20 protein-coding genes and 1 riboswitch are annotated in these 20875 nt (G+C 68.9%); of the genes, 9 read left to right on the plus strand and 11 right to left on the minus strand.

Annotated elements, in window-relative coordinates; genetic code table 11:
• Positions 1-64: 64 nt before the first annotated feature.
• From C0481_RS03290 to C0481_RS03300, 3 genes are all read right to left on the minus strand, one after another.
• Positions 65-1678 carry an NAD(P)/FAD-dependent oxidoreductase gene (locus tag C0481_RS03290; protein WP_293400649.1) on the minus strand — a complete coding sequence of 538 codons (1614 nt, stop codon included), beginning with the start codon at positions 1676-1678 and terminating at the stop codon, positions 65-67.
• Positions 1679-1854: 176 nt separating this feature from the next.
• Positions 1855-2640 (minus strand): SDR family oxidoreductase, encoded by a 786-nt coding sequence (locus C0481_RS03295; RefSeq protein ID WP_293400651.1) that lies wholly within the window; start codon positions 2638-2640, stop codon positions 1855-1857.
• The gene (locus C0481_RS03300; RefSeq protein WP_293400653.1) at positions 2637-3077 is read right to left on the minus strand and encodes a VOC family protein; all 441 of its coding nucleotides are present in this window, start codon (positions 3075-3077) and stop codon (positions 2637-2639) included. The genes C0481_RS03295 and C0481_RS03300 overlap by 4 nt, the downstream gene beginning before the upstream one ends.
• Before the next feature lie 251 nt (positions 3078-3328).
• Here C0481_RS03300 and C0481_RS03305 point away from each other — a divergent pair, with 251 nt between their 5' ends.
• Together C0481_RS03305 and C0481_RS03310 are read left to right on the plus strand one after the other, a co-directional pair.
• Entirely contained in the window at positions 3329-4393 is a 1065-nt protein-coding gene (locus tag C0481_RS03305) for an efflux RND transporter periplasmic adaptor subunit (protein WP_293400655.1), read from the plus strand.
• A gap of 30 nt (positions 4394-4423) precedes the next feature.
• Positions 4424-7660 (plus strand): efflux RND transporter permease subunit, encoded by a 3237-nt coding sequence (locus C0481_RS03310; RefSeq protein WP_293400657.1) that lies wholly within the window; start codon positions 4424-4426, stop codon positions 7658-7660.
• A 4-nt stretch (positions 7661-7664) separates the two neighbouring features.
• On the opposite strand, the gene C0481_RS03315 is transcribed toward C0481_RS03310, so the two are convergent.
• Genes C0481_RS03315 through C0481_RS03325 form a run of 3 tightly spaced genes read right to left on the minus strand, consistent with a single transcriptional unit; the run spans position 7665 to position 10484 of the window.
• On the minus strand, positions 7665-7955 hold the full coding sequence (locus C0481_RS03315; RefSeq protein ID WP_293400659.1) for a hypothetical protein: 291 nt from the start codon (positions 7953-7955) through the stop codon (positions 7665-7667).
• 56 nt (positions 7956-8011) lie between these two features.
• Positions 8012-9835, minus strand: a complete 1824-nt coding sequence (locus C0481_RS03320; RefSeq protein WP_293401047.1) for an ABC transporter ATP-binding protein/permease — start codon at positions 9833-9835, stop codon at positions 8012-8014.
• Between the two features lie 19 nt (positions 9836-9854).
• Positions 9855-10484 (minus strand): hypothetical protein, encoded by a 630-nt coding sequence (locus C0481_RS03325; RefSeq protein WP_293400661.1) that lies wholly within the window; start codon positions 10482-10484, stop codon positions 9855-9857.
• Between the two features lie 246 nt (positions 10485-10730).
• On the opposite strand from C0481_RS03325, the gene C0481_RS03330 reads away from it, so the two are divergent.
• On the plus strand, positions 10731-11333 hold the full coding sequence (locus tag C0481_RS03330) for a TIGR00730 family Rossman fold protein (protein WP_293400663.1): 603 nt from the start codon (positions 10731-10733) through the stop codon (positions 11331-11333).
• Here C0481_RS03330 and C0481_RS03335 read toward each other — a convergent pair.
• The 4 genes from C0481_RS03335 to C0481_RS03350 form a co-directional block, all read right to left on the minus strand.
• On the minus strand, positions 11330-11851 hold the full coding sequence (locus C0481_RS03335; RefSeq protein ID WP_293400665.1) for a GNAT family N-acetyltransferase: 522 nt from the start codon (positions 11849-11851) through the stop codon (positions 11330-11332). The genes C0481_RS03330 and C0481_RS03335 overlap by 4 nt on opposite strands.
• The gene (locus C0481_RS03340; RefSeq protein WP_293400667.1) at positions 11848-13512 is read right to left on the minus strand and encodes an NAD+ synthase; all 1665 of its coding nucleotides are present in this window, start codon (positions 13510-13512) and stop codon (positions 11848-11850) included. The genes C0481_RS03335 and C0481_RS03340 overlap by 4 nt, the downstream gene beginning before the upstream one ends.
• A gap of 176 nt (positions 13513-13688) precedes the next feature.
• Positions 13689-14117 (minus strand): RNA polymerase-binding protein DksA, encoded by a 429-nt coding sequence (gene dksA, locus C0481_RS03345; protein WP_183769634.1) that lies wholly within the window; start codon positions 14115-14117, stop codon positions 13689-13691.
• Between the two features lie 99 nt (positions 14118-14216).
• Positions 14217-14648: a flagellar assembly protein FliX gene (locus C0481_RS03350; protein WP_293400672.1), complete on the minus strand. Its 432-nt coding sequence runs from the start codon at positions 14646-14648 to the stop codon at positions 14217-14219.
• Positions 14649-14850: 202 nt separating this feature from the next.
• On the opposite strand from C0481_RS03350, the gene C0481_RS03355 reads away from it, so the two are divergent.
• The 6 genes from C0481_RS03355 to C0481_RS03380 all read left to right on the plus strand — a co-directional run bounded on the left by C0481_RS03355 (position 14851) and on the right by C0481_RS03380 (position 19200).
• Positions 14851-15957: a flagellar basal body P-ring protein FlgI gene (locus C0481_RS03355; protein WP_293400674.1), complete on the plus strand. Its 1107-nt coding sequence runs from the start codon at positions 14851-14853 to the stop codon at positions 15955-15957.
• A complete protein-coding gene (locus tag C0481_RS03360) occupies positions 15957-16262 on the plus strand; it encodes a rod-binding protein (RefSeq protein ID WP_363223103.1) in 306 nt (101 codons plus the stop codon). Before C0481_RS03355 ends, C0481_RS03360 begins: the two co-directional genes overlap by 1 nt.
• An 11-nt stretch (positions 16263-16273) precedes the next feature.
• On the plus strand, positions 16274-16717 hold the full coding sequence (locus C0481_RS03365) for a flagellar basal body protein (protein WP_293400676.1): 444 nt from the start codon (positions 16274-16276) through the stop codon (positions 16715-16717).
• A 116-nt stretch (positions 16718-16833) separates the two neighbouring features.
• A riboswitch (FMN riboswitch) is annotated at positions 16834-16989 on the plus strand.
• 98 nt (positions 16990-17087) lie between these two features.
• Positions 17088-17585 (plus strand): 6,7-dimethyl-8-ribityllumazine synthase, encoded by a 498-nt coding sequence (locus tag C0481_RS03370; RefSeq protein ID WP_293400678.1) that lies wholly within the window; start codon positions 17088-17090, stop codon positions 17583-17585.
• An 8-nt stretch (positions 17586-17593) separates the two neighbouring features.
• The gene (locus C0481_RS03375; RefSeq protein ID WP_363223105.1) at positions 17594-18022 is read left to right on the plus strand and encodes a PaaI family thioesterase; all 429 of its coding nucleotides are present in this window, start codon (positions 17594-17596) and stop codon (positions 18020-18022) included.
• Between the two features lie 266 nt (positions 18023-18288).
• Complete coding sequence (locus C0481_RS03380; protein WP_293400680.1) at positions 18289-19200, plus strand: PAS domain-containing protein; 912 nt, start codon at positions 18289-18291, stop codon at positions 19198-19200.
• Here C0481_RS03380 and C0481_RS03385 read toward each other — a convergent pair.
• Positions 19197-20786, minus strand: a complete 1590-nt coding sequence (locus C0481_RS03385; protein ID WP_293400682.1) for an ABC-F family ATP-binding cassette domain-containing protein — start codon at positions 20784-20786, stop codon at positions 19197-19199. The genes C0481_RS03380 and C0481_RS03385 overlap by 4 nt on opposite strands.
• Between the last annotated feature and the right edge of the window lie 89 nt (positions 20787-20875).

The raw sequence follows: 20875 nt of genomic DNA on the forward strand, positions 1-20875 counted from the left end.
CTCGAATTCCAACGCCGTCCAACGGGAGCCTATCAGGCCAGACCGCCAGTCCTGGGGCCGCGCCCTAGCCAACGATGCTCCGCGCCACCGCTTCGGCGACCTTGATGCCGTCGATGGAGGCCGAGAGGATCCCGCCAGCGTAGCCTGCGCCTTCGCCGGCCGGATAGAGACCGGCGGTGTTGAGGCTCTGGAAGTCCTTGCCGCGGGTGATGCGAACCGGCGAGGAGGTACGGGTCTCGACCCCCGTGAGGACGGCGTCGGCGGCGTCGAATCCGGGAATCTGGCGGGCGAAGGCCGGCAGGGCCTCGCGGATCGCCTCGATGGCGTAGTCCGGCAGGCAGGACGAAAGGTCGGTGGGCGTCACGCCGGGGCGGTACGAAGGGACGATCTCGCCGAGGCTGGTCGAAGGCTTGCCGGCAAGGAAGTCGCCGACCCGCTGGCCAGGCGCGGCGTAGGTCTCGCCGCCCGCGACGAAGGCCTGGGCCTCCCAGTGACGCTGCAGGGCGATGCCAGCGAGCGGGTGTCCGGGATAGTCACGCTCCGGCTCGATGCCGACGACGATGCCGGCGTTGGCGTTCCGCTCGTTGCGGGAATACTGGCTCATGCCGTTGGTGACGACCCGCCCCGGCTCGGAGGCGGCGGCGACCACCGTGCCGCCCGGGCACATGCAGAAACTGTAGACCGTGCGGCCGTTGGAACAGTGGTGCGAGAGGCTGTAGGCGGCCGCGCCCAGGTCCTTGTGCCCGGCGTTGGTCCCGAAGCGGGCGCGGTCGATCCAGGACTGCGGGTGCTCGATCCGGAAGCCCAGGGAGAACGGCTTGGCCTCGATGTGGACGCCGCGGTCGTAGAGCGTGTGGAAGGTGTCGCGGGCGCTGTGACCGAGGGCCAGGACCACGTGGTCGGCCTCGATGTAGCCGCCGTCCTGCAAGTGGAGGCCGCGGATCCGGCGCTGGCCGCCGTCATCGACGATGTCGAAGTCCTCGACCTTGTGCTGGAAGCGGTACTCGCCGCCAAGGCTCTCCACCTTTTCGCGCATGGCCTCGACCATGGTCACCAGCCGGAAGGTGCCGACGTGGGGGTGAGCCTCGGTGAGGATCTCGGGCGGCGCGCCGGCGTCGACGAACTCAGTCAGCACCTTGCGGCTGAGGAAGCGCGGATCCTTGACCTGGCTGTAGAGCTTGCCGTCGGAGAAGGTGCCGGCGCCGCCCTCCCCGAACTGGACGTTGGATTCCGGGTGCAGCTTGCTGCGCCGCCAGAGGTCCCAGGTGTCCTTGGTACGCTCGCGCACGACCTTGCCGCGATCGAGGATGATCGGCTTGAAGCCCATCTCGGCCAGGATCAAACCGGCGAAGAGGCCGCACGGGCCGGCGCCGATGACCACCGGCCGCTTGGCCAGATCGGCCGGGGCCTGGGCGACCTGGCGATAGGCCATGTCCGGGGTCGGCTGGACGTTGCGGTCGCCGGCATGGCGGGCGAGCACGGCGGCCTCGTCAGTCACGACGACGTCGACGGTGTAGACCATCAGGATCGCCGACTTGCGCCGCGCGTCGTTGGCGCGGCGGAAGACCTCGAACGAGACGAGTTCGGCCTCCGGGCCCGCCAGCTTGGCCAGCACCGCGGCGCGCAGGTCCTCTTCCGGATGGCCGAGGGGCAGCTTGAGTTCGGTCAGTCGCAACATCGGCGGGCTTGTAGCGGGTCTGGGGACGGAAAACAGCCGAGTTCCTCCCCTCTTGGGGGAGGTGGATCGAGGCGGAGCATCGAGACGGAGGGGGACCACTCTCGAAAAACGAGAGGCAAGGTCCCCCTCAGTCAGCCATTCGGCTGACAGCTCCCCCAGTGGGGGAGCAATTGAGGTCAGTCCGCCACCGGCACCGTGTAGTTCAGCGCCAGCCGGCCGCCGTCGGGATAGATGGTCTGGCCGGTGATGTAGGAGCTGTCGTCGCTGGCCAGGAACACCGCCACCTTGCCGACCTCGTCGGCCTCGCCGAAGCGGCCCAGCGGCGTGCGCTGCAGCACCCTGCGGCGAGCGTCGTCGTCCTCCAGCACGCCCTTCAAGATGTCGGTGACGATCGTGCCCGGACCGATGGCGTTCACCCGCACGCCATGCGGCGCAAGGCCCAGGGCCATGGCCTTGGTCAGCTGCGCCAGGCCGCCCTTGGAGGTCACGTAGGCCAACTGGCCGGGGATGGCGAGCACGGCGTTGATCGAGGACATGTTGATGATCGAGCCCTTGATCTTGGCGTCGACCATGTGCCGCGCGACCGTCTGGCCGACGACGAACGGGGCGCGCAGGTTCACCGTCATCACCCGGTCGAAGTCGGCCAGGTCGGCGTCCAGGATATCGCCCGGGACCAACATGCCGGCGTTGTTGACCAGCACGTCGATCCGTCCCAGCAGAGCGGCGGCGCGGATCACCGCCTTGCGCGCCGCCTCGGCGTCGGCGAGGTCGCAGGCCAGAGCATGGACCTTGCGGCCGCTGGCCTCGGCCAACGCCTCGGCGGCGGCGATCACCCGCGCCTCGTCGAGGTCGAGGAGGACGAGATCGCAGCCCTCGGCGGCAAAGGCGCGCGCGCAGCCCAGGCCGATGCCGCCGGCCGCGCCGGTGATGAGCGCCGAGCGCCCGGAGAGGCGGCCGCTCACCACGCCCCCGTGTTCGGCATCGAGGCCCAGGGCTCGGCCGGCTCTTTGCGCGGACCGGCCTGCAGCAGTTCGATCGAGATGCCGTCGGGCGAGCGCACGAAGGCCATGTGGCCGTCGCGCGGCGGACGATTGATGGTCACCCCGCCATCGGCCAGGCGCTGGCACGTCGCGTAGATGTCGTCGACCGCGTAGGCCAGGTGCCCGAAGTTGCGGCCGCCCTGATAGTCCTCCGGATCCCAGTTGTAGGTCAGCTCGACCATCGGGGCCTTGGCGGCCAAGGCCGCTTCGCGGTCGCCCGGGGCGCAGAGGAAGACCAGGGTGAATCGCCCGCCCGGGTTCTCTGCGCGGGAAACTTCGACCAAGCCGAGCTTGGCGCAGTAAAAGTCGAGCGAAGCATCGAGGTCTGCGACCCTGACCATGGTGTGCAGGTATTTCACGGCGGCGTACTTTCCTTGCAGGCGACGGATATTTGAGCGTCCGCGGCGTTAAAGAGCAAGCAAGGCCATGCTGCAATCATGCGGCGCCGGGGGCACATTATCCGTCCTTTAGGTTGTCTGTCCGCGATTTCATTTGCAGTCGCAGAACAGCGGCATCAGAAGACGCTAAAACCTGATTTCTGCGGTCCGGGCATACGACTGCGATTCAGATGCGGTCGCGACTTCGTTGCTGCCCGGGGGGAAACGACTGAATGCGAGTAAAATCACAGTACCTGTTTGTGATCGCGGTGGTGGTGGTGCTGGTGCTGGCCTTCAGCATCGGGACGATCGTGAGCCGTGCGGGCAAGGGCAAGGCCGAGGCCAAGACCACCGGCGCCGGCGCCCTGCCGACCGTGCAGGCGGTCCTCACCCCTGAAGCGACACACGAATACGCCGTGGCGATCCGCGGCCGCACCGAGGCGGCGCGCAGCGTCGTGGTTCGTTCGGAGACCGCCGGCGTCGTCGCCGCCACCCCCGCCGTCGAAGGCTCGTTCGTGCGCAAGGGCACGGTGCTCTGCCGGCTGAACGTCGACGCCCGCCAAGCGACGCTGGACCAGGCGCGCGCCAACATGCGCTCGCGCCAGCTGCAGCAGAAGGCTTCGGCCGACCTCGCCGCCAAGGGCTATCGCTCGCAAACCCAGGTCCTGCAGGACCAGGCCAACCTGGACGCCGCCTCGGCGACGGTCCGCCAGGCCGAGCTGGGCGTCGAGCAGATGAGCATCCGCGCGCCGTTCGACGGCGTGTTCGACAAGCGCGACGCCGAGGTCGGCGCCTATCTGGCGCCGGGTCAGCCCTGCGGCACGATGATCGAGCTCAATCCGCTGCTGATCGTCGGCGACCTGCCCGAGACCGAGACCTCCAAGGTCAAGATCGGGTCGAGCGCCAGCGCTCAGCTCACCTCCGGCGAGACCCTGACCGGCAAGGTGCGCTACGCCGCCCGCGAGGCCGACGCCCAGACCCGCACCTATCGCATCGAGATCACCACCGCGAACCCGCAGATGACCCGCTCGGGCCTGTCGGCGGCGGTGCGGATCAACAGCGGCTCGGGCCCGGCCCACCTGGTGCCGCTGTCGACGCTGGTGCTGGACGCGAGCGGACGCCAGGGCGTTCGCTACGTGCTGGCTGACGACAAGGTCGCGTTCGCGCCGGTCAAGGTGTTGGAGGAGACCCCGCAAGGCATCTGGGTGACCGGCCTGAAGGGCCCGGTCCGTGTGATCACCGTCGGCCAGTCGTACGTGGCCGAGGGGCAGAAGGTTCGAGTGGCCGCGGCGCGCTAGGCGCGCCCCTGCTCATCAGGAGACGAGGCTATGATCGGACCTCTGATCGACGGCGCGATCAAACGGCGCAAGGTGGTGCTGGCCGTTACGCTGATCGCCAGCCTGTTCGGGTTCTTTGCGTATCTGTCGATGCCGCGGGAATCCAACCCGAACATCGACTTCCCGTTCATCACCGTGGTGGTGCCCTATCCCGGCGTCAGTCCCGAGGACGCCGAGCGCCTGCTCGTGCGGCCGCTGGAGACCGAGCTGCAGACGATCGAGGGCGTCAAGGAGATGAACGCGGTCGCCCGCCAGAGCATGGCGATCGTGAACCTGGAGTTCGAAGCCGACTTCAACAAGGACAAGGCCCTGGGCGAGGTCCGCGCCAAGGTCGACCTGGCCCGCGGCAAGTTCCCGCCCGACGCCGAGGAGCCGATCATCGAGGAGGCCAACGCCTCTGGCGAGCCGATCATCGGCATCGTGCTGTCCGGCGCGGCCCCCGAACGCACGCTGTTCCAGATCTCGCGCAGCCTGCAGGACCGGCTGGAGAGCACCCCCGGCGTGCTCGAGGTCTATCTGAACGGCGGCCGTGAGGAGCTGCTGGAAGTCACCATCGACCCCGTGCGCATGGAGGCGGCCAACGTCTCCCCCGGCGAGCTGGCGCAGGTGATCGGCCGCAACAACCAGCTGGTTCCGGCCGGCAACCTGGAATCCGGGGCCGGCAAGTTCGCGGTCAAGGTGCCCGGCGTGGTCAACCAGCCGGCCGACATCCTGGCGCTGCCGATCAAGAAGAACGGCGACCGGCTGATCACGGTCGGCGACATCGGCGACGTGCGGCGGACCTTCAAGGAAGCCAACTACATCACCCGCTTCAACGGCCAGCCGGCCTTCTCGGTGGACGTCGCCAAGCGCTCGGGGGCCAACGTCCTCGACACCGTCAAGGAGGTCCGCAAGGTCGTCGCCGAGGAGCAGAAGCGTTGGCCCGAGACGGTCAAGGTCTCCTACATCTTCGACGAAAGCGACTTCATCGGCCGCACCCTGGTGGTGCTGGAGAGCGGGCTGCTGATCGCCACCATCCTGGTCATGCTGATCATTGTGGCGACGCTCGGCATCCGCCAGGGGCTGATGGTGGGCGCGGCGATCCCGGCCTGCTTCATGCTGGCCTTCCTGATGCTCAACGCCACCGGCGTGACCCTGAACCAGATGGTCATGTTCGGGCTGGTGCTGGCGGTCGGCATCCTGGTCGACGGCGGCATCGTGGTGGTCGAGTACGCCGACCGGAAGATGGCCGAGGGCATGTCGAAGGAAGAGGCCTTCGCCGCGGCCGGCAAGCGGATGTTCTGGCCGGTGCTCAACGGCACCCTGACGACGCTCTGCGCCTTCCTGCCGTTCCTGTTCTGGAACTCGATCCCCGGCAAGTTCATGAGCTTCCTGCCCATGACGCTGTTCTACGTGCTGGGCGCGTCGATCTTCATCGCGTTGATCTTCACCCCGGCCCTGGGCTCGATCTTCGGGCGCAAGGCGGCGGTCGACGAGGCGCATCTGGCCGAGATCGAGAAGTCAGAACGCGGCGACCCGCGCGAGATGACCGGCTTCATGGGCTGGTACGCGCGCACGATCGACGTCCTGGGCCGGCACCCGACCACGACCATGTTCACCACCCTGGCGGTGATCATCGTGGTGGTGATCGCCTTCCGGGCCGAGAACAAGCCGACCGAGTTCTTCCTGCAGCAGGACCCCGAATACGTCTCGGTCTACGTCAAAGCGCGGGGCAACCTGTCGCCGCAGGCCCAGGACCAGATCGTGCGCCAGGTCGAGAACCGGCTGATCGGGCAGAAGGGCGTCAATTCGATCTTCGTGCGCTCGGGCACGGCCAGCCCCGGCGGCGGGCCGAACTCGATCCCCAACGACACCATCGGCCGTATCAGCCTGGACTTCGTCGACTACGAAGATCGGCTGGCGCTCGGCTTGGTCGGCAAGGATATCGCCAACGAGGTCCGCAAGCGTGTCGCCAATATCCCCGGCGTCGAGGTCGAGGTGCGCGAACCGCAGGGCGGACCGCCCACCGGCAAGGACGTGCAGGTCGAACTGCGCAGCCAGGACCCGGCGGCGCTCAACAAGGCGGCCGACATCGTCAAGGCCAAGCTGGCCGCCGACCGGCAGTTGCACGAGCTGGAGGACAACCGCACCTCGCCCGGCATCGAGTGGAACATGACCGTCGACCGCGAGGCGGCGGGCCGCTACGGCGTCGACGTGCTGACCGTCGGCCAGGCGATCCAGTTCGTCACCGGCGGCGTGCTGGTCGGACGCTTCCGCCCCGACGACGCCGACGATGAGTTGGACATCCGTGTCCGCTTCCCGCCTGAAAGCCGCAACGTGGCGGCGTTCGACACTCTGAAGATCCCGACCCAGTTCGGCCCGGTGCCGGCCAGCTACTTCATCAAGCTGGCCCCCGCCCAGCAGGTGACCACGATCCAGCGCCGCGACGGCCAGCGCCTGGCGGTCATCCAGGCCAACACCGTCGAAGGCGTGGCGGCGAGCCACAAGATCTCGGAGCTGCGGCCCTGGCTGGAAAAGGCCAACATCGATCCGAACGTGCGCTGGAAGTTCACCGGCGCCGACGAGGAAGGCCAGGAGGCGGCGAAGTTCTTCGTCACCGCCATGGCGGTGTCGCTGTTCCTGATGGGCGTGATCCTGCTCTGGCAGTTCAACTCGTTCTACGGCGTGGTGGTGACGCTGTCGGCGGTGGCGCTGTCGACGGTCGGCGTGCTGCTGGGCGTGGTGGTCAACATCCACCACACGTTCGACTACATCTCGGTGATCATGCTGGGGACCGGGGTCGTGGCCCTGGCCGGGGTGGTCGTCGGGCACAACATCGTGCTGGTCGACACCTACTACCAGCTGCGCCGGGCCGGCTTCCCGGCCGACGAGGCGGCTGTGCGCGCCGCCACCCAGCGGTTCCGGCCGGTGATGCTGACCACGCTGGTGACGGTCGTCGGGCTGCTGCCGCTGATGTTCCAGCTGCACCCGAACTTCCACGGCATGCACATGGAGTACAAGGCGCCTGGGTCGGAGTGGTGGGTGCAGTTGTCTGGCGCGGTGGTCTGGGGGCTGTCGTTCGCCACCCTGCTGACGCTGATCCTGACGCCGGTGATGCTGGCTGCGCCGAAGGTCTATGGCCGGCGGTTCGGCTGGCTGGGCCAACGGCTCGGCCTGCGCCGCCGCAAGCCCCGTCCCGACGCCTTCGCCGGCGCCGCCGAGGGCGAGATCCCGAAGGCCGCCGAGTAGCGGGTCAGACTTCGCGCGCCAGCCGGCGGCGGTTGGCGCGCACCCGGCGGCGGTAGAGCGCCATCGCCTTGGTCGGGCCGGCATGCGGCGAACCGCTCATGGCCCCGAGCGCGAGCTCGGTCTGGGCGGCCATGGCGGCGGACACCTTCTCGGCCACCATGCGCTGAGCCTCGGCCGCGGCCCCTGCCCCGCCCCCGGCCAGCTTCATCATGCGCAGCGCCACCACCTGGCTCGACTCGGCCCCGAGCCAGAAGGCGTCCATCGACAGCTTCAGCCAGGGATTGGGATTGAACATCGGCGTGGCCTTGCGAAACCTGAGGGCCGGACCCTAGACCCAGTGGAGGCGCCGCGTCACGCCTCGCGGGTCTGACGACGCCAAAGAGCCGCATACTCGCCGCCCTTCTCGAGCAGTTCGGCATGGCGGCCGCGCTCGACGATGCGGCCGCGGCGCAGGACCAGGATCAGGTCGGCGTCGACGATGGTCGACAAGCGGTGCGCGATGACCAAGGTCGTGCGGCCGGCGCGGACCTTGCGCAGCGTCTCCTGGATCGCCGCTTCGGTCGGCCCGTCGAGGGCGCTGGTCGCCTCGTCCAGGATCAGCAGCCGCGGATCGGCCAGCAGGGCGCGAGCGATGCCGACGCGCTGGCGCTCGCCGCCCGAAAGCTTCAGACCGCGCTCGCCGACCAGGGTCGACAGCCCGTTCGGCAGGCTGTCGATGAAGCCGCCCAGCTCGGCGGCGTCAGCCGCGGCGCGGATCTCGGCCAGGCTGGCGCCGGGCCGCGCGAAGGCGATGTTGGCGGCCATGGTGTCGTTGAACAGCGCCACGTCCTGGGGCACCAGGGCGATCGCCTGACGCAGCGAGCTCTGCTGGACCTTTCGCAGGTCCACGCCGTCGAGGGTGATGCTTCCGCTCTGCGGATCGATCAGGCGCAGGGCCAGGCGGATGGCCGTGGTCTTGCCGGCCCCCGACGGACCGACCAGCGCCACCGTCGCGCCGGGCGGGGCGTGGAAGCTGACGTCGATCAGGCCGGTGGAGCGGGCGTCGTGGCGGAACTCCACGTCTTCGAACACGATCTCGGCCCCGCGGCCGCTGGCAGGCGGCAGCGGCCGGGCGTCGGGCGCATCGACGATATCCGGCTTCACGGCGCGCAGCTGGACCATCTGCTCCATGTCGATGAAGGCCTGGCGGATCTCGCGGTAGTTGAAGCCCAGCATGTTGAGCGGCCCGTAGATGCCGATCAGCAGCAGGATCGCCATGGTCACATCGCCGATCCGCATGCGGCCGTTGATGACCTCGTAGCCGGCCATCACCGTCATCAGCGCCAAGCCCAGGTTCAGCACCACCGCCTGGATGGCGTTGAGCATGGCCAGCGAGGCGTTGGCGCGGACGCCGGCGCGGACATAGTCGGCCATGGCCGCCTCGTAGCGGTCGACGGTGCGATCCTCCGAACCGAAGGTCTTCACGGTCTCGTAGTTCAGCAGCGCGTCCACCGACAGGCCGGCGCTGCGGCTGTCGGCTTCGTTCAGTTCGCGCCTGTGGCTGAGCCGCCAGTCGGTGATCTTGAAGGTCAGCACAGCATAGAGGACGATGGTGACAAGAGCCGTCGCCGCGAACCGCCAATCCAGACGCATGGCCATCACCGCCATGGCCAGCACCAGCTCGATCGCCGTCGGCCCGAGGTTGAACACCACGCTACGCATCAGGAAGTCGGTGGACCGCGCGCCGCGATCGATGACCCGCGCCAGCGAGCCGGTCTGCTTGCCCTGGTGGTAGTCCAGCCCCAGAGCCAGGGTGTGGGCGAAGGTCTCGGTGGCCGCCTTGGCCATGGTCGACTGGGCGACCACGGTGAAGATCATGTCGCGCAGGTTCGGCGCGAAGGCCGACACCAGCCGCAAGGCCGTAAAGGCTAGCGCCAGCATGACGAAGTCGACGCCCAGCGAGGCGGCCTGCCCGGCCCCGGGGGCCAGGCGGTTGATCGCCTCGCCCAGCGCGACCGGCGCGGCCACGCCCGCCGCCTTGCCCGCAAACACCAGGGCCAAGGACGCGACCACGCGCCAGCCCAGGCCGGGCGCGCCCGAGCGCATGACCAGCGCCGCCAGGTCGCGCATGGAGCGCCAGAAATCGAACTTCACCGAGGCCGGGGCGATGGCGTCGGGCTGGCGGCGGGCGGCCATAGCCGGGGTCATGGGCAGGTCACTTCAACAGGATGGTCGACTGGACCCCGCCGCCCGGCGTCATCCAGTCGACACGCAGGCCAGCCGCCACCGAGGCGGCGCGGAACGGGCCGCTGGAAAGCGCCGCCGCCGGGGTCGCTTCGATCTCCACCGGGTTTTCGGTGGCGTCGCCGAAGACGTCGATCTGCCGCCGACCCGGCTCCAGCTGCTGGGTCAGGGACAGGACATAGCGGCCACGCGCGTCGGCCCGGCCCTCGGCGAGCTTGCGGCCGTCGACATGGACGCTGAGCGCCGCGCCGGCCGGCGCGCGGCCGGACACCACCGCCCCGCCCTCACGGTCGAAATCGACGGCGTCGAGGTCGTTCTTCCCGGTGCGGCCGACCCGCAGAGCGCCGGTTCCGGCCCGCAGCAGCGCCGCCTCGCCGTCGGGAGTGAGCAGCAGATACCCCTCGCTCTGCACCGTGCGCCCGCCGCCAGTCGCCGAGAGGCCGTAGATCTGCGGCTGGCTGCCGCGCGGCGCGGCCAGCCGCCAGGCGCCCTTGGCATCGGCTTCGGCGAACAGCGCCTTGCCCTCGGGCGTCGCCAGGCGCACCTGCGAGGAGCCGGGGGCCGAGCCGCTGATCTGCAGGCTGTCGCCGTCGAGCCGCACCGCGCTGACCTGCGGCGGGGCCAGATAGCCGACGTCGGTCTGGGCCGGCGCGCTGTTGGCGGCCGACGAAGCGCCGGGCGCAGGGTCCTGGCCGCAGGCGGCCAGACCGAGGGCGAGCGCCGCCAGAAGCGGCGGATGAAGCGGGACTCGGCGCAGCTTGAAACTCCCTGGTTCTCGGCCTAGCTAATCGGTCTTTCCCGGCGCCTCTGCAAGCGCGCCGCGTTGATTCTCCAGGAGCTTCATCAAATGGGCGACGCGCCCGACCGCCTCGACTCTGTCTGCGTCTTCTGCGGCTCTTCAGATGCGGCCGATCCGGCCCTGCTGGCCAGCGCCGCCGAGCTCGGACGCGGGCTGGCGGCGGCCGACCTGACGATGATCTACGGCGGCGGCGGGGTCGGCCTGATGGGCGCCTGCGCGGTCGCCGCGCACGAGGCCGGCGGCAAGGTTCTGGGCATCATCCCGGCCTTTCTGAAGGAGCGTGAGCGTCGCCTCGACGTGGTCGAGACGGTGGTCGTGGAGTCGATGCACGAGCGCAAGATGATGATGTTCGAGCGCTCCGACGGCTTCGTCGTGCTGCCCGGCGGCATCGGCACGCTGGAAGAGGTGGTCGAGCTGCTGTCCTGGCGACGCCTCGACCTGCATGGCAAGCCGGTGGTGTTCTACAATCCGGACGGCTTCTGGGAGCCGCTGTTCCACCTGTTCCAGCACACCGTCGACCAACACCTGACGCCGCCCAGCTTCATGGAGAGCTGGGCGGCGGTGGATACGATCGAGGACGTCATCCCGGCCTTGCGCCGCGGCATGCCGATCGGCCCGGACGCCGCGCCGGACGTCGCCCAACTGACCTAGGGGCGCATCCGCTCCAGCAGCACGACTTCGCCGTGGTAGTCGGCGCGGGCGTATTCGCGGAAGCCGGCCTTGTCGGCGGCGCGGAGGGACGGCGCGTTCTGCGGATTGATCATGCAGACCGTGCGCGCGCCGGCCAGATTGGCGTCCGCCCAGGCCAGGGCCGCGGCGATCGCCTCGCTAGCATAGCCCTTGCCGTGGACGGCGGGGCTCAGCACCCAGCCCATTTCCGGCGTGTCGCCGAAGCCCGGCTCGAAGCTGCGCATGAAGTCGGCCAGGCCGAGTTCGCCGACGAAGCGGCCGCTAGACTTCTCGCAGACCGCCCAGAAGCCGAAGCCCATCTCGCGCCAATGGCCGACATAGCGCAGCAGCCGGGCCCAGGATTCCTCACGGGTGAAGGCGCGGCCGCCGATGAAGCGGACGACCTCGGGATCGCTCCACAGCGCCGCGCAGACGTCGAGATCGGCCTTGGCGTGCGGCCGCAGCACCAGCCGCTCCGTCTCGATGACCGGCGCGATCACTTGCTGACCACGTCCCGGAAGCCGTTGACGATCGGATAGCGGCGGTCGCGGCCGAAGGCGCGGGCCCCGACCTTCACGCCGGGCGCGGCCTGACGGCGCTTGTACTCGGAATTGTAGAGCAGCCGCTGGATGCGCTCGACGGTCTCGGGCGCATGGCCGCGGGCGACGATCTCGTCGAGGGTCGCCTCCTCCTCCACCAGGCCATGCAGGATGGCGTCGAGTTCGGCGTATTCGGGCAGACTGTCCTGGTCCTTCTGGTCGGGCCGCAGCTCGGCCGACGGGGCCTTGGTCAGGATGCGCTCGGGGATCGGATCGGCGGCGACGCCATAGGGATCGTTGGTGTTGCGCCAGTCGCAGACGGCGTAGACCTCGGTTTTGTAGATGTCCTTGAGGACGTTGTAGCCGCCGCACATGTCGCCGTAGAGCGTGGCGTAGCCGACCGCCATCTCCGACTTGTTGCCGGTGGTCATCAGCATCAGGCCGAGCTTGTTAGAGAGCGCCATCAGCGAGACGCCGCGAGCGCGGGCCTGGATGTTCTCCTCGGTCAGGTCCGGGGCCTTACCCTCAAAGTGCGGGGTCAGCATCTGGGCGAAGGCGTCGATGGCCGGGACGATCGAGATCTCGTCCAGGCGAATGGACAGCCGCTTCGCACAGTCTGCGGCGTCGTCCAGGCTGTCCTGGCTGGTGTAGCGCGAGGGCAGCATGAAGCAGCGGACCCGATCCGCGCCGAGCGCGTCCGCGGCGACCACGGCGCTGATCGCCGAGTCCACCCCGCCGGACAGGCCCAGCAAGACGCCCGGGAAGCCGGACTTGTTCACATAGTCGCGCAGGCCCAGCACCATGGCCCGATAGACCTCTTCCGGGCCCGAGACCCAGTCGGCCATCGGCGCCTCGACGCAGGCCCAGCCGGCCGCGCCCTTTTCCCAAACCGTCAGGGCGAAGGCTTCCTCGAACATCGGCAGGCGCATGACCACCTCGCCCTGCGCCGACAGCGCGAACGAGCCGCCGTCGAAGACCAGCTCGTCCTGACCGCCGACCTCGTTGACGTAGAGCATCGGCAAGCCGGTCTCGGCGACACGCGCCTTGGCCACGCCCATCCGCTCGTGATCGGCGGTGCGGCGGAACGGCGAGCCGTTGGGGACCAGCAGAATCTCCGCGCCTTGGGCCTTGAGGTCGGCGCAGATCGCAGCCGACCAGATGTCCTCGCAGATCGGCGCCCCGAGGCGCACGCCCTTCCATTCGAAGACGCTGGCCGAGGCGCCGGCCTCGAACACCCGCTTTTCGTCGAAGACCCCGTAGTTCGGCAGGTCGCCCTTGATCGCCAGGCCCTTGATCTCGCCCTCAGCGAGGAAGGCCAGGGCGTTGTGCGGACGCCCGCCCGGCGTCGCATTCGGCCAGATGACGCCGACCAGGGCGGCCGGGCCGTCCTTGGTGTCGAGGGCCAAGCGCTCGACCGCGGCCTTGCCGGCGGCCCAGAAGGCCGGCTTCAGCGCCAGGTCCTCGGGCGGGTAGCCGTTGATGAACAGCTCGGAGAAGACGGCGATGTCGGCCCCGGCCGCCTTGGCTTGAGCCAGGCGCTCACGCGCCAGCGCCTCGTTATGGGCGATGGCGCCCACGGTCGGATTGGCTTGGATGGCGGCGATGACGAGGCGCGTGGACATGCCCTGTCATGTAACGTCCGTCTTCGAGCTGGACCAGAGGTCGGAGCCGCCAGCGATCAAAATGCTCGCGGGCCGGAGCGCTATCGCGACGGCATAGCTCCGCGAGCGGCCACGAGGACCGTCCTCAGACAAGATCGCAAAGAAAAAGGGCGCCCCGAAGGACCGCCCTATCAAACTCAGTCGTCCCGATGGACCCGTTCGCGGCGCTCGTGCCGCTCCTGGGCTTCCAGGCTCAGCGTCGCGATCGGACGGGCTTCGAGGCGGGCGACGCCAATCGGCTCGCCGGTGTCCTCGCAGTAGCCGTACGATCCATCCTCGATCCGCCGCAGAGCTTCGTCGATCTTGGAGATCAACTTGCGCTGGCGATCACGGGTACGCAGCTCAAGGGCTCGGTCGGTTTCCGACGTCGCCCGGTCCGCCAGGTCCGGATGGTTCTCAGTCTCCGCTTGAAGGTGAGCCAGGGTTTCCCGGGACTCGCGGAGAATGTCCTCTTTCCAGTTCAGCAGCTTCTGTTTGAAATACTCGAGCTGCCGCTCATTCATGAATTCCTCGTCCTCGGAAGGACGATATTCAGGCTTTTCCGCCAACATCGTGGCCGTGCTCATAGACGCCTCAAGCCCCCTCGGTACATCAACCCGACGAAACGCGGGCCGCTTATACCAAATAGAAATCCGCTTTCAACGAACCTCGCTCTCCGTAGGCCATTACGCCGCACGATTCGCGCGCTCGAGTTTAGCTAGCTCCACGGCAGCACGGGTTTCAATCTCGTTCAATACACCTTCTAGGCGTTCGTCGTCGGAACCCTGACGCTCCTCGGCGACCGCCCGCTTCAGGCGCTCTAGATCGTCCACCGACACGTCGCCCGAAAGGAGCGCGATTTTCACGTCTTCGAGAACATCGAGGATCTTCCCCGCGCGCCCGACGGCGCGGCGGCGGCGCTCCAGGGGGCCACCGATATCCTGCAGGGCGAGGATCGCATCGACGCTCATCACGCCGCCGACGCCGCCGGCGCGGGCGACCTGAGCCGCGCCCGCAGCCGCCGCAGGCTGGGCGACCTGGAACCCGCCTCCGCCGGCGGGCTTAGCCTTGCCCGGCCCGGCGGCCGATCCGACGCCGTTTGTTCCGCTGACCTTCATAAAAGGCCCTCTACCATGGTTCGTCCCAAATCTCGCGGGGCAAGCTTATGGTATGGTTAATGCCGGGCAATTTCTGCCGCCAGGCGCCTCCCGCGCGGCGCCGCGGCAAGCCTGACCATTGATTTTGCTGATATTTTGAACTGGCACGCCCGTCGCAAGGGGATTTGACGAGTTCTTGTCGTCCGTTTTGCGCCGGGGTCCCATGCGTCGAACCATCCGCCTCTTCAGCGCCGCCTTCATCGCCGCCGCCCTTGTTTCGGGGCCGGCCTTCGCCAAGTCGCGGATCAAGGACATCGTCGAGTTCGAGGGCGTGCGCGACAATATGCTGGTCGGCTACGGTCTGGTGGTCGGCCTGAACGGCACCGGCGACAGCCTGCGCAACGCCCCCTTCACCCGCCAGAGCCTGGAGGCCATGCTCGAGCGGCTGGGGGTCAACACCCGCGACACCAACCTCAACACCAAGAACGTCGCCGCCGTGATGGTGACGGCCCGCCTGCCCGCCTTCGTCGCCGCCGGCGCGCCGATCGACGCCACGGTGTCGGCGATGGGCGACGCCAAGAGCCTGCAGGGCGGCACGCTGCTGGTCACCCCGCTGATGGGCGCCGACGGCCAAGCCTACGCGGTCAGCCAGGGCACGGTGCAGACCGGTTCGATCTCGGCCGGCGGCGCTTCGGGCTCGTCGGTCTCCAAGGGCGTGCCGACCGCCGGGCGCATCGCCGGCGGGGCCATCGTCGAGCGCGAGATCGGCTTCCAGATGGCGAGCATGGGCGAGCTGCGCATGACGTTGCGCAATCCCGACTTCTCCACGGCCCGCAAGATCGCCGACGCGGTGAACACCCGCTTCCCCGGCTCGGCCCGGGCCGACAACCCGACCATCGTCACCCTCCGCTCGCCGGGCGGCCAGGACATGGTCTCGTTCATGTCGCAGGTCGAGAACCTGAGCGTCGAGACCGACGCACCGGCCAAGGTGGTGATCGACGAGGTGGCCGGCGTGATCGTCATGGGCGAGAACGTCCGGGTCTCCACGGTCGCCATCGCCCAGGGCAACCTGACCATCACCGTCCGCGAAAGCCCGGCGGTCAGCCAGCCGGCCCCGTTCAGCCAAGGCCGGACCGCGGTCGTGCCGCAGTCGGACATCCAGGTGGACGAGGAAAAGGGCAAGAAGTTCATCACCCTGCGCGACGGCGCCTCGCTGGCCAGCCTGGTCGCGGGCCTGAACGCCCTGGGCGTCACGCCGCGGGACATGATCTCGATCCTGCAGACCATCAAGGCGGCCGGCGCGCTGCAAGCCGACATCGAGGTGATGTGATGGACCTTGGCTCCACCTTCAGCATCCCGACCGCGGCGACACCGCAGCTCACCGCTGAGCAGATGGCCAAGCGCGGCCAGATCGAGAAGACCGCCAAGGACTTCGAGACCTCGTTCCTGTCGGTGATGCTCAACCAGATGTTCAAGGACGTGGGCGCCGAGGCCCCGTTCAACGGCGGCCACGGCGAGGCGGCGTTCAAGTCGTTCATGAGCGACGCAATGGCCAAGCAGGTGACCAAGGCCGGCGGGGTCGGCCTGTCCGACCGCGTCGCCCAGGAAATGTTGAAGCTTCAAGGTTTGAGTTAGGAGAGTTTGGCATGGCGATCTCCGCCACGGACGCGACCGACCGCGTCGAACAACTGATCGTTCTGACCGAGCGCCTGACCGAGCTGATCGCACAGGAAGCTCTGGCGTTCGAAGAGCGCCGGCCACAGGACGCGGCTCAGCACATCGAGGAAACCTCGAAGCTGGCCAACGTCTACCGCCACGAGTCGGCCCGCGTGCGCGCCAATCCGCACCTGGTGGCCGGCGCACCGCTGATGCAGCGCACCAGGCTGATCCGCGCCACCGAGGCGTTCGACGCGGTGCTGGCCCGCCAAGGCCGCGCGCTGGACGCCGCCAAGACGGTCACCGAGGGACTGGTCCGGGCGATCGCCGAGGAAGTCGCCTCCAAGCGCAACACCGGCTCCGGCTACGGCCGCGGCGGGGCGGCCTCGCCGGCGGCCTCGGCCACCTCGATCACGCTGAACAAGCGGGCCTGAGGCGCCCGCGCCCTGCCCCGCTGTTAGCCGCGCTGGGGCTCGGCGTAGAAATTAAACGCTTGTTTGACCCTGGGTCATGGGCCTAGTTTGGCCTGGTCGTCGGGCTGTTCCGGCGACCGCGTTCTCAGGGCGGGGTGAAAGTCCCCACCGGCGGTAATGGCGGCCTTGGCCGCACGAGCCCGCGGGCGCCCGATAGCCGATAGGTCGTCGGGGACAGCAGATTCCGGTGTGATCCCGGGGCCGACGGTTAGAGTCCGGTTATGAGAACCGCTGGCGACGGCCAGTCCTTGCGCGTCCGCGTGCGGGGATCCCTGGCCGGGGCCTAGCGTCTCCCTGAGTCGTGGTTTCAATCCATCTCAGGGATCTGACCATGACTGTCACCCACTTCGAAGTCCCCACCGCCAACGGCGCTTTCCGTCTGGCCCGCATCGCGTTCGTCCAGTCCGGCTGGCACAGCGAAATCGTCGACAACGCCTATCAGGGCTTCCTCAAGGAGATCGGCGGCCTCGGCTTTTCCGAGAGCGCCATCGACCGGTTCGAGGTGCCCGGCGCCTTTGAAATCCCCCTGCACGCCCAGACCCTGGCCAAGACCGGCAAGTACGCGGCCATCGTCGCAGCCGGCTTCGTGGTCGACGGCGGCATCTATCGCCACGACTTCGTCGCCTCGACGGTGATCTCGGGCCTGATGCAGGTGCAGCTCTCGACCGAGGTGCCGGTGTTCTCGGTGGTGCTGACCCCGCACCACTTCCATGAGCACGACACCCACCAGTCCTTCTTCCGCGAACACTTCCTGACCAAGGGCGCGGAGGCGGCCCAGGCAGTGGCCAAGACCATCGCCAGCCTGGCCAAGCTCGCCGCGGCGGCGTGAGGCATGGGATGATGCAGGAGACCATACCCATCCCGGCCGGCTTCCAGCGTCATTTCCGGCACAGCCCGGTCACCGACCCGTGGGAGCCGATCTACAGCCGCAGGACCGACGACGCCGTCATCCTGGGACTGGTGGCCGAGGCGGCTCACACCAACAGCCGCGGCATGGTGCACGGCGGACTGATCAGCGCCCTGGCCGACAACGCCATGGGGCTCTCCTGCGCGCACCGGCTCGGGCCGGACGCCAGTCTGGTGACGGTCAACCTCGCCCTCGACTTCCTGGGCGCGGCCAAGATCGGCCAGTGGCTGGAGTTCGACACCGTGTTCGTGAAGCCGGGCTCGACCCTGGCCTTCGCCCAGGCCTTCGTCACCGCCGACGGCGAACCCTGCGCACGGGCCAACGGCACGTTCCGCGTGGTGCGGAAGCCCCCGGCCTAGGGAACAAGCGTAAGGCGGCCTCGGGCGTAACGTCCGCGGCCGCCGACCGCGCCTTGGGGCCCAAGGTGCGACTTCTCGCGCCCGCATAGAGTAACCATATAAAGTACGCATTTTACGCATCTTTTGCGATCAACCAGACCGCGTGTATTTCGAGTTGCGTTCGCTCGCGAAGCAACGCAAGCGTTAGGTCAAGCGTAGTCGGGCTTGGGGGCGAGCCTTCCGGGAATTGCGCACGCCGCGGAATTCACGCGAAGCTTGAAATAGCGATGAACAACGGCCACGGAGAGACTTCCGTCGTCACCGCCGGCGAGATCAGCCGGAACTTTGGACAGTGGCAGGACCGCGCCTTGGGCGGCCCCGTCATAGTCACCCATCACGGACGCCCACGCGTCGTGCTGGTATCGGCGGACTACTACTCGGCATCGAAGGAAGACCACTGCTTCCACCCGCGCGAAGACCGCGAACCGTCGTACGAAGTCAGCCAGCACGCGATCCTCGACCACGTCACCGAGGCCTTCATGGCCTTGAATGCCGAGTTGCACATCACCGCGGTGAACCACGTGTTCGAGGCGCTGGTCGGACACAACGCCTCGCAGCTCGTCGGCCGGTTCTGGGCGGACTTGTTTCCACCGGCGGCGCGCTCGCTGTTGGGCGATCAGCTTAAGCGCGCCCTGCGCACCGGCGAGACGCTGGAGTTCGAGGCGCCGGGCGACGCTCCCGGCGTGCGCCGCTACGCCTTCCGCGCCTTTCCCTATCCCGGCGGGGTGGCGGTGCTGATCCAGAACCGCACGGCCGAGCGCGAGATGCAGGCGCAGTTGAACGAGGCGCGCGCCCTGGACGCGGCGCTGTCGATGCTGCCGCAAGTGATGGTGCTGCGGCTCAACGTCCGCGGGGTGCTGACCACCGTCGACGCCGGATTCGCCAGGCGGCTTGGTTTTTCGGCCGAGGAGCTGATCTCCCGCCGCCTGCCCGACATCGCCCGGCCGCGCGACCGCGGCGCGCTGACCGAGGCGCTCGAGGCGGCGCTGCAGGGCGGTCAGCCGAGCCAGATCACCACCACCCTGCTGATCAAGGATGGCGGCGAGTTGCCGGTGAGGATCGGGCTGGCGACGGTGGTCCGCGACCTCGTGCCCGACGGGCTGGTCGCGGCGGTGACGCTGGACGCCAGCCAGGCCTAGTCCGCGCCCAGCCGCAGTTCGCGATCGATCCCGATCGCGTCCAGGAAATCGCGGTCGTGGCTCACCACGAGGATCGCGCCGTCATAGCCGCGCAGCGCCGCCTCGACCGCGGCGATCGAGTCGAGATCCAGGTGGTTGGTCGGCTCGTCCAGCACCAGCAGCTGCGGCGGGATCTCTGACATCAGCATGCAGGCCATGGCCGCACGCAGCCGCTCGCCGCCGCTCAGCGCCGAGACCGGCTTTTCCGCCGCGGCGTTGCGGAACAGGAAGCGCGCGAGCGCCGCATGGGCGTCATTGCGTGTGGCGCCGGGGTTCAAACGCTGGAAGGCTTCGACCAGGGTTTCAGCCGGACGGAGCATGGCCGTCTTCTGGTCCAGAAGGGCGCCCCTCGCGCCATGGGTGACCCGACCGGCGGTCGGGGTCAGCTCGGCCGTCGCCAGGCCGATCAAGGTCGACTTGCCGGCGCCGTTGCGGCCAGTGACGGCTACCCGCTCAGGGCCGGCGATCCGCAGCGACAGCCCCCGCAGCACCGGCGACGCGCCGGGATAGGCGAAGGCGACGTCGTCGAAGGCCAACACCGTCTTGCCCGCCGCCAGGCCGGAGGGCGGCAGCTCGAAGGTCAGCCGGCGCAGCCGCTCGACGCGGCCCTGCGCCTCGGCCAGATCGCCAGCCGCCTGTTCGCGCAGCCGCCCGGCCACCTGGCCTTCGCGCGCGCCGGAGTTCTCGGCCCGCTCGGCCATGCCGCCGAGCAGGATCTTGGGCTCGCTGCGCTTGGCGGCGAACTTGCGGCCCGCGGCGTCGCGGCGATCCTTGCGCTCCCGGGCGACCTGGGTCTCGCGTTCGACGCGGGCCAGCGTCCGCTCGGCGTCGGCCAGGTCGCGGACGGCCGCCGCCTCGGCCTGCGCCTTGCGCTCGGCATAGAGGTCATAGCCGCCGCCATAGACCTTGGCGCCCAGGCTGGTCAGCTCGACGATCCGGTCCATCTGGCGCAGCAGGGCGCGGTCATGGCTGACCACCACCGCCCCGCCCTTCCAGCCGGCCAGCACCTGGGCGATCAGCTCGCGCGCCTCGGCGTCAAGATTGTTGGTCGGTTCGTCGAGCAGCAGCAGGTCCGGCTCACTGGCCAGCAGGCCGGCCAGCGCCGCGCGGGTCGCCTGACCGCCGCTGAGCTCGGCGGCGGGACGCGCAGGATCGAGGCCCGCCAGGCCGACCTGGGCGAAGGCCGCCTCCAGCCGCGAAGGCATCGCCCAGTCGGCCTCGTCGAAGTCGTCTTCGGTCCCCTCGCCGGCCTCGATCCGGTCGAGGCGCGCGAGGTCGCCGGCGAGCCCCAGAACGTCGGCGACGCTGGCGCCTGGCGGTGGGGCAAGAGCCTGGCGCAAGACGCCGATGCGGCCGCGCACGGCGACGGCGCCGGCCGCGGGCGCGATCTCGCCCAGCATCAGCCGGACCAGCGTGGTCTTGCCCACGCCGTTGCGCCCCACGAGGCCGGTGCGTTCGGCCCCGAAGGCGAGGGTCAGATCATCGAAGAGCGGATGGCCGTCAGGCGTTTTGTAGGAAAGGCCGTCGAGCGTCAGAAAGGCGGACATGGGAAACCGTGGACAGATTGGCGTTCAGGACGAGGTGGGTGTCCGTCGCGATGTCCATGGTGGGCCGTCTCCTTGCGGTGAGCGTCCGA

The organism is Phenylobacterium sp., assembly GCF_013822795.1.
Lineage (GTDB): Bacteria > Pseudomonadota > Alphaproteobacteria > Caulobacterales > Caulobacteraceae > Phenylobacterium.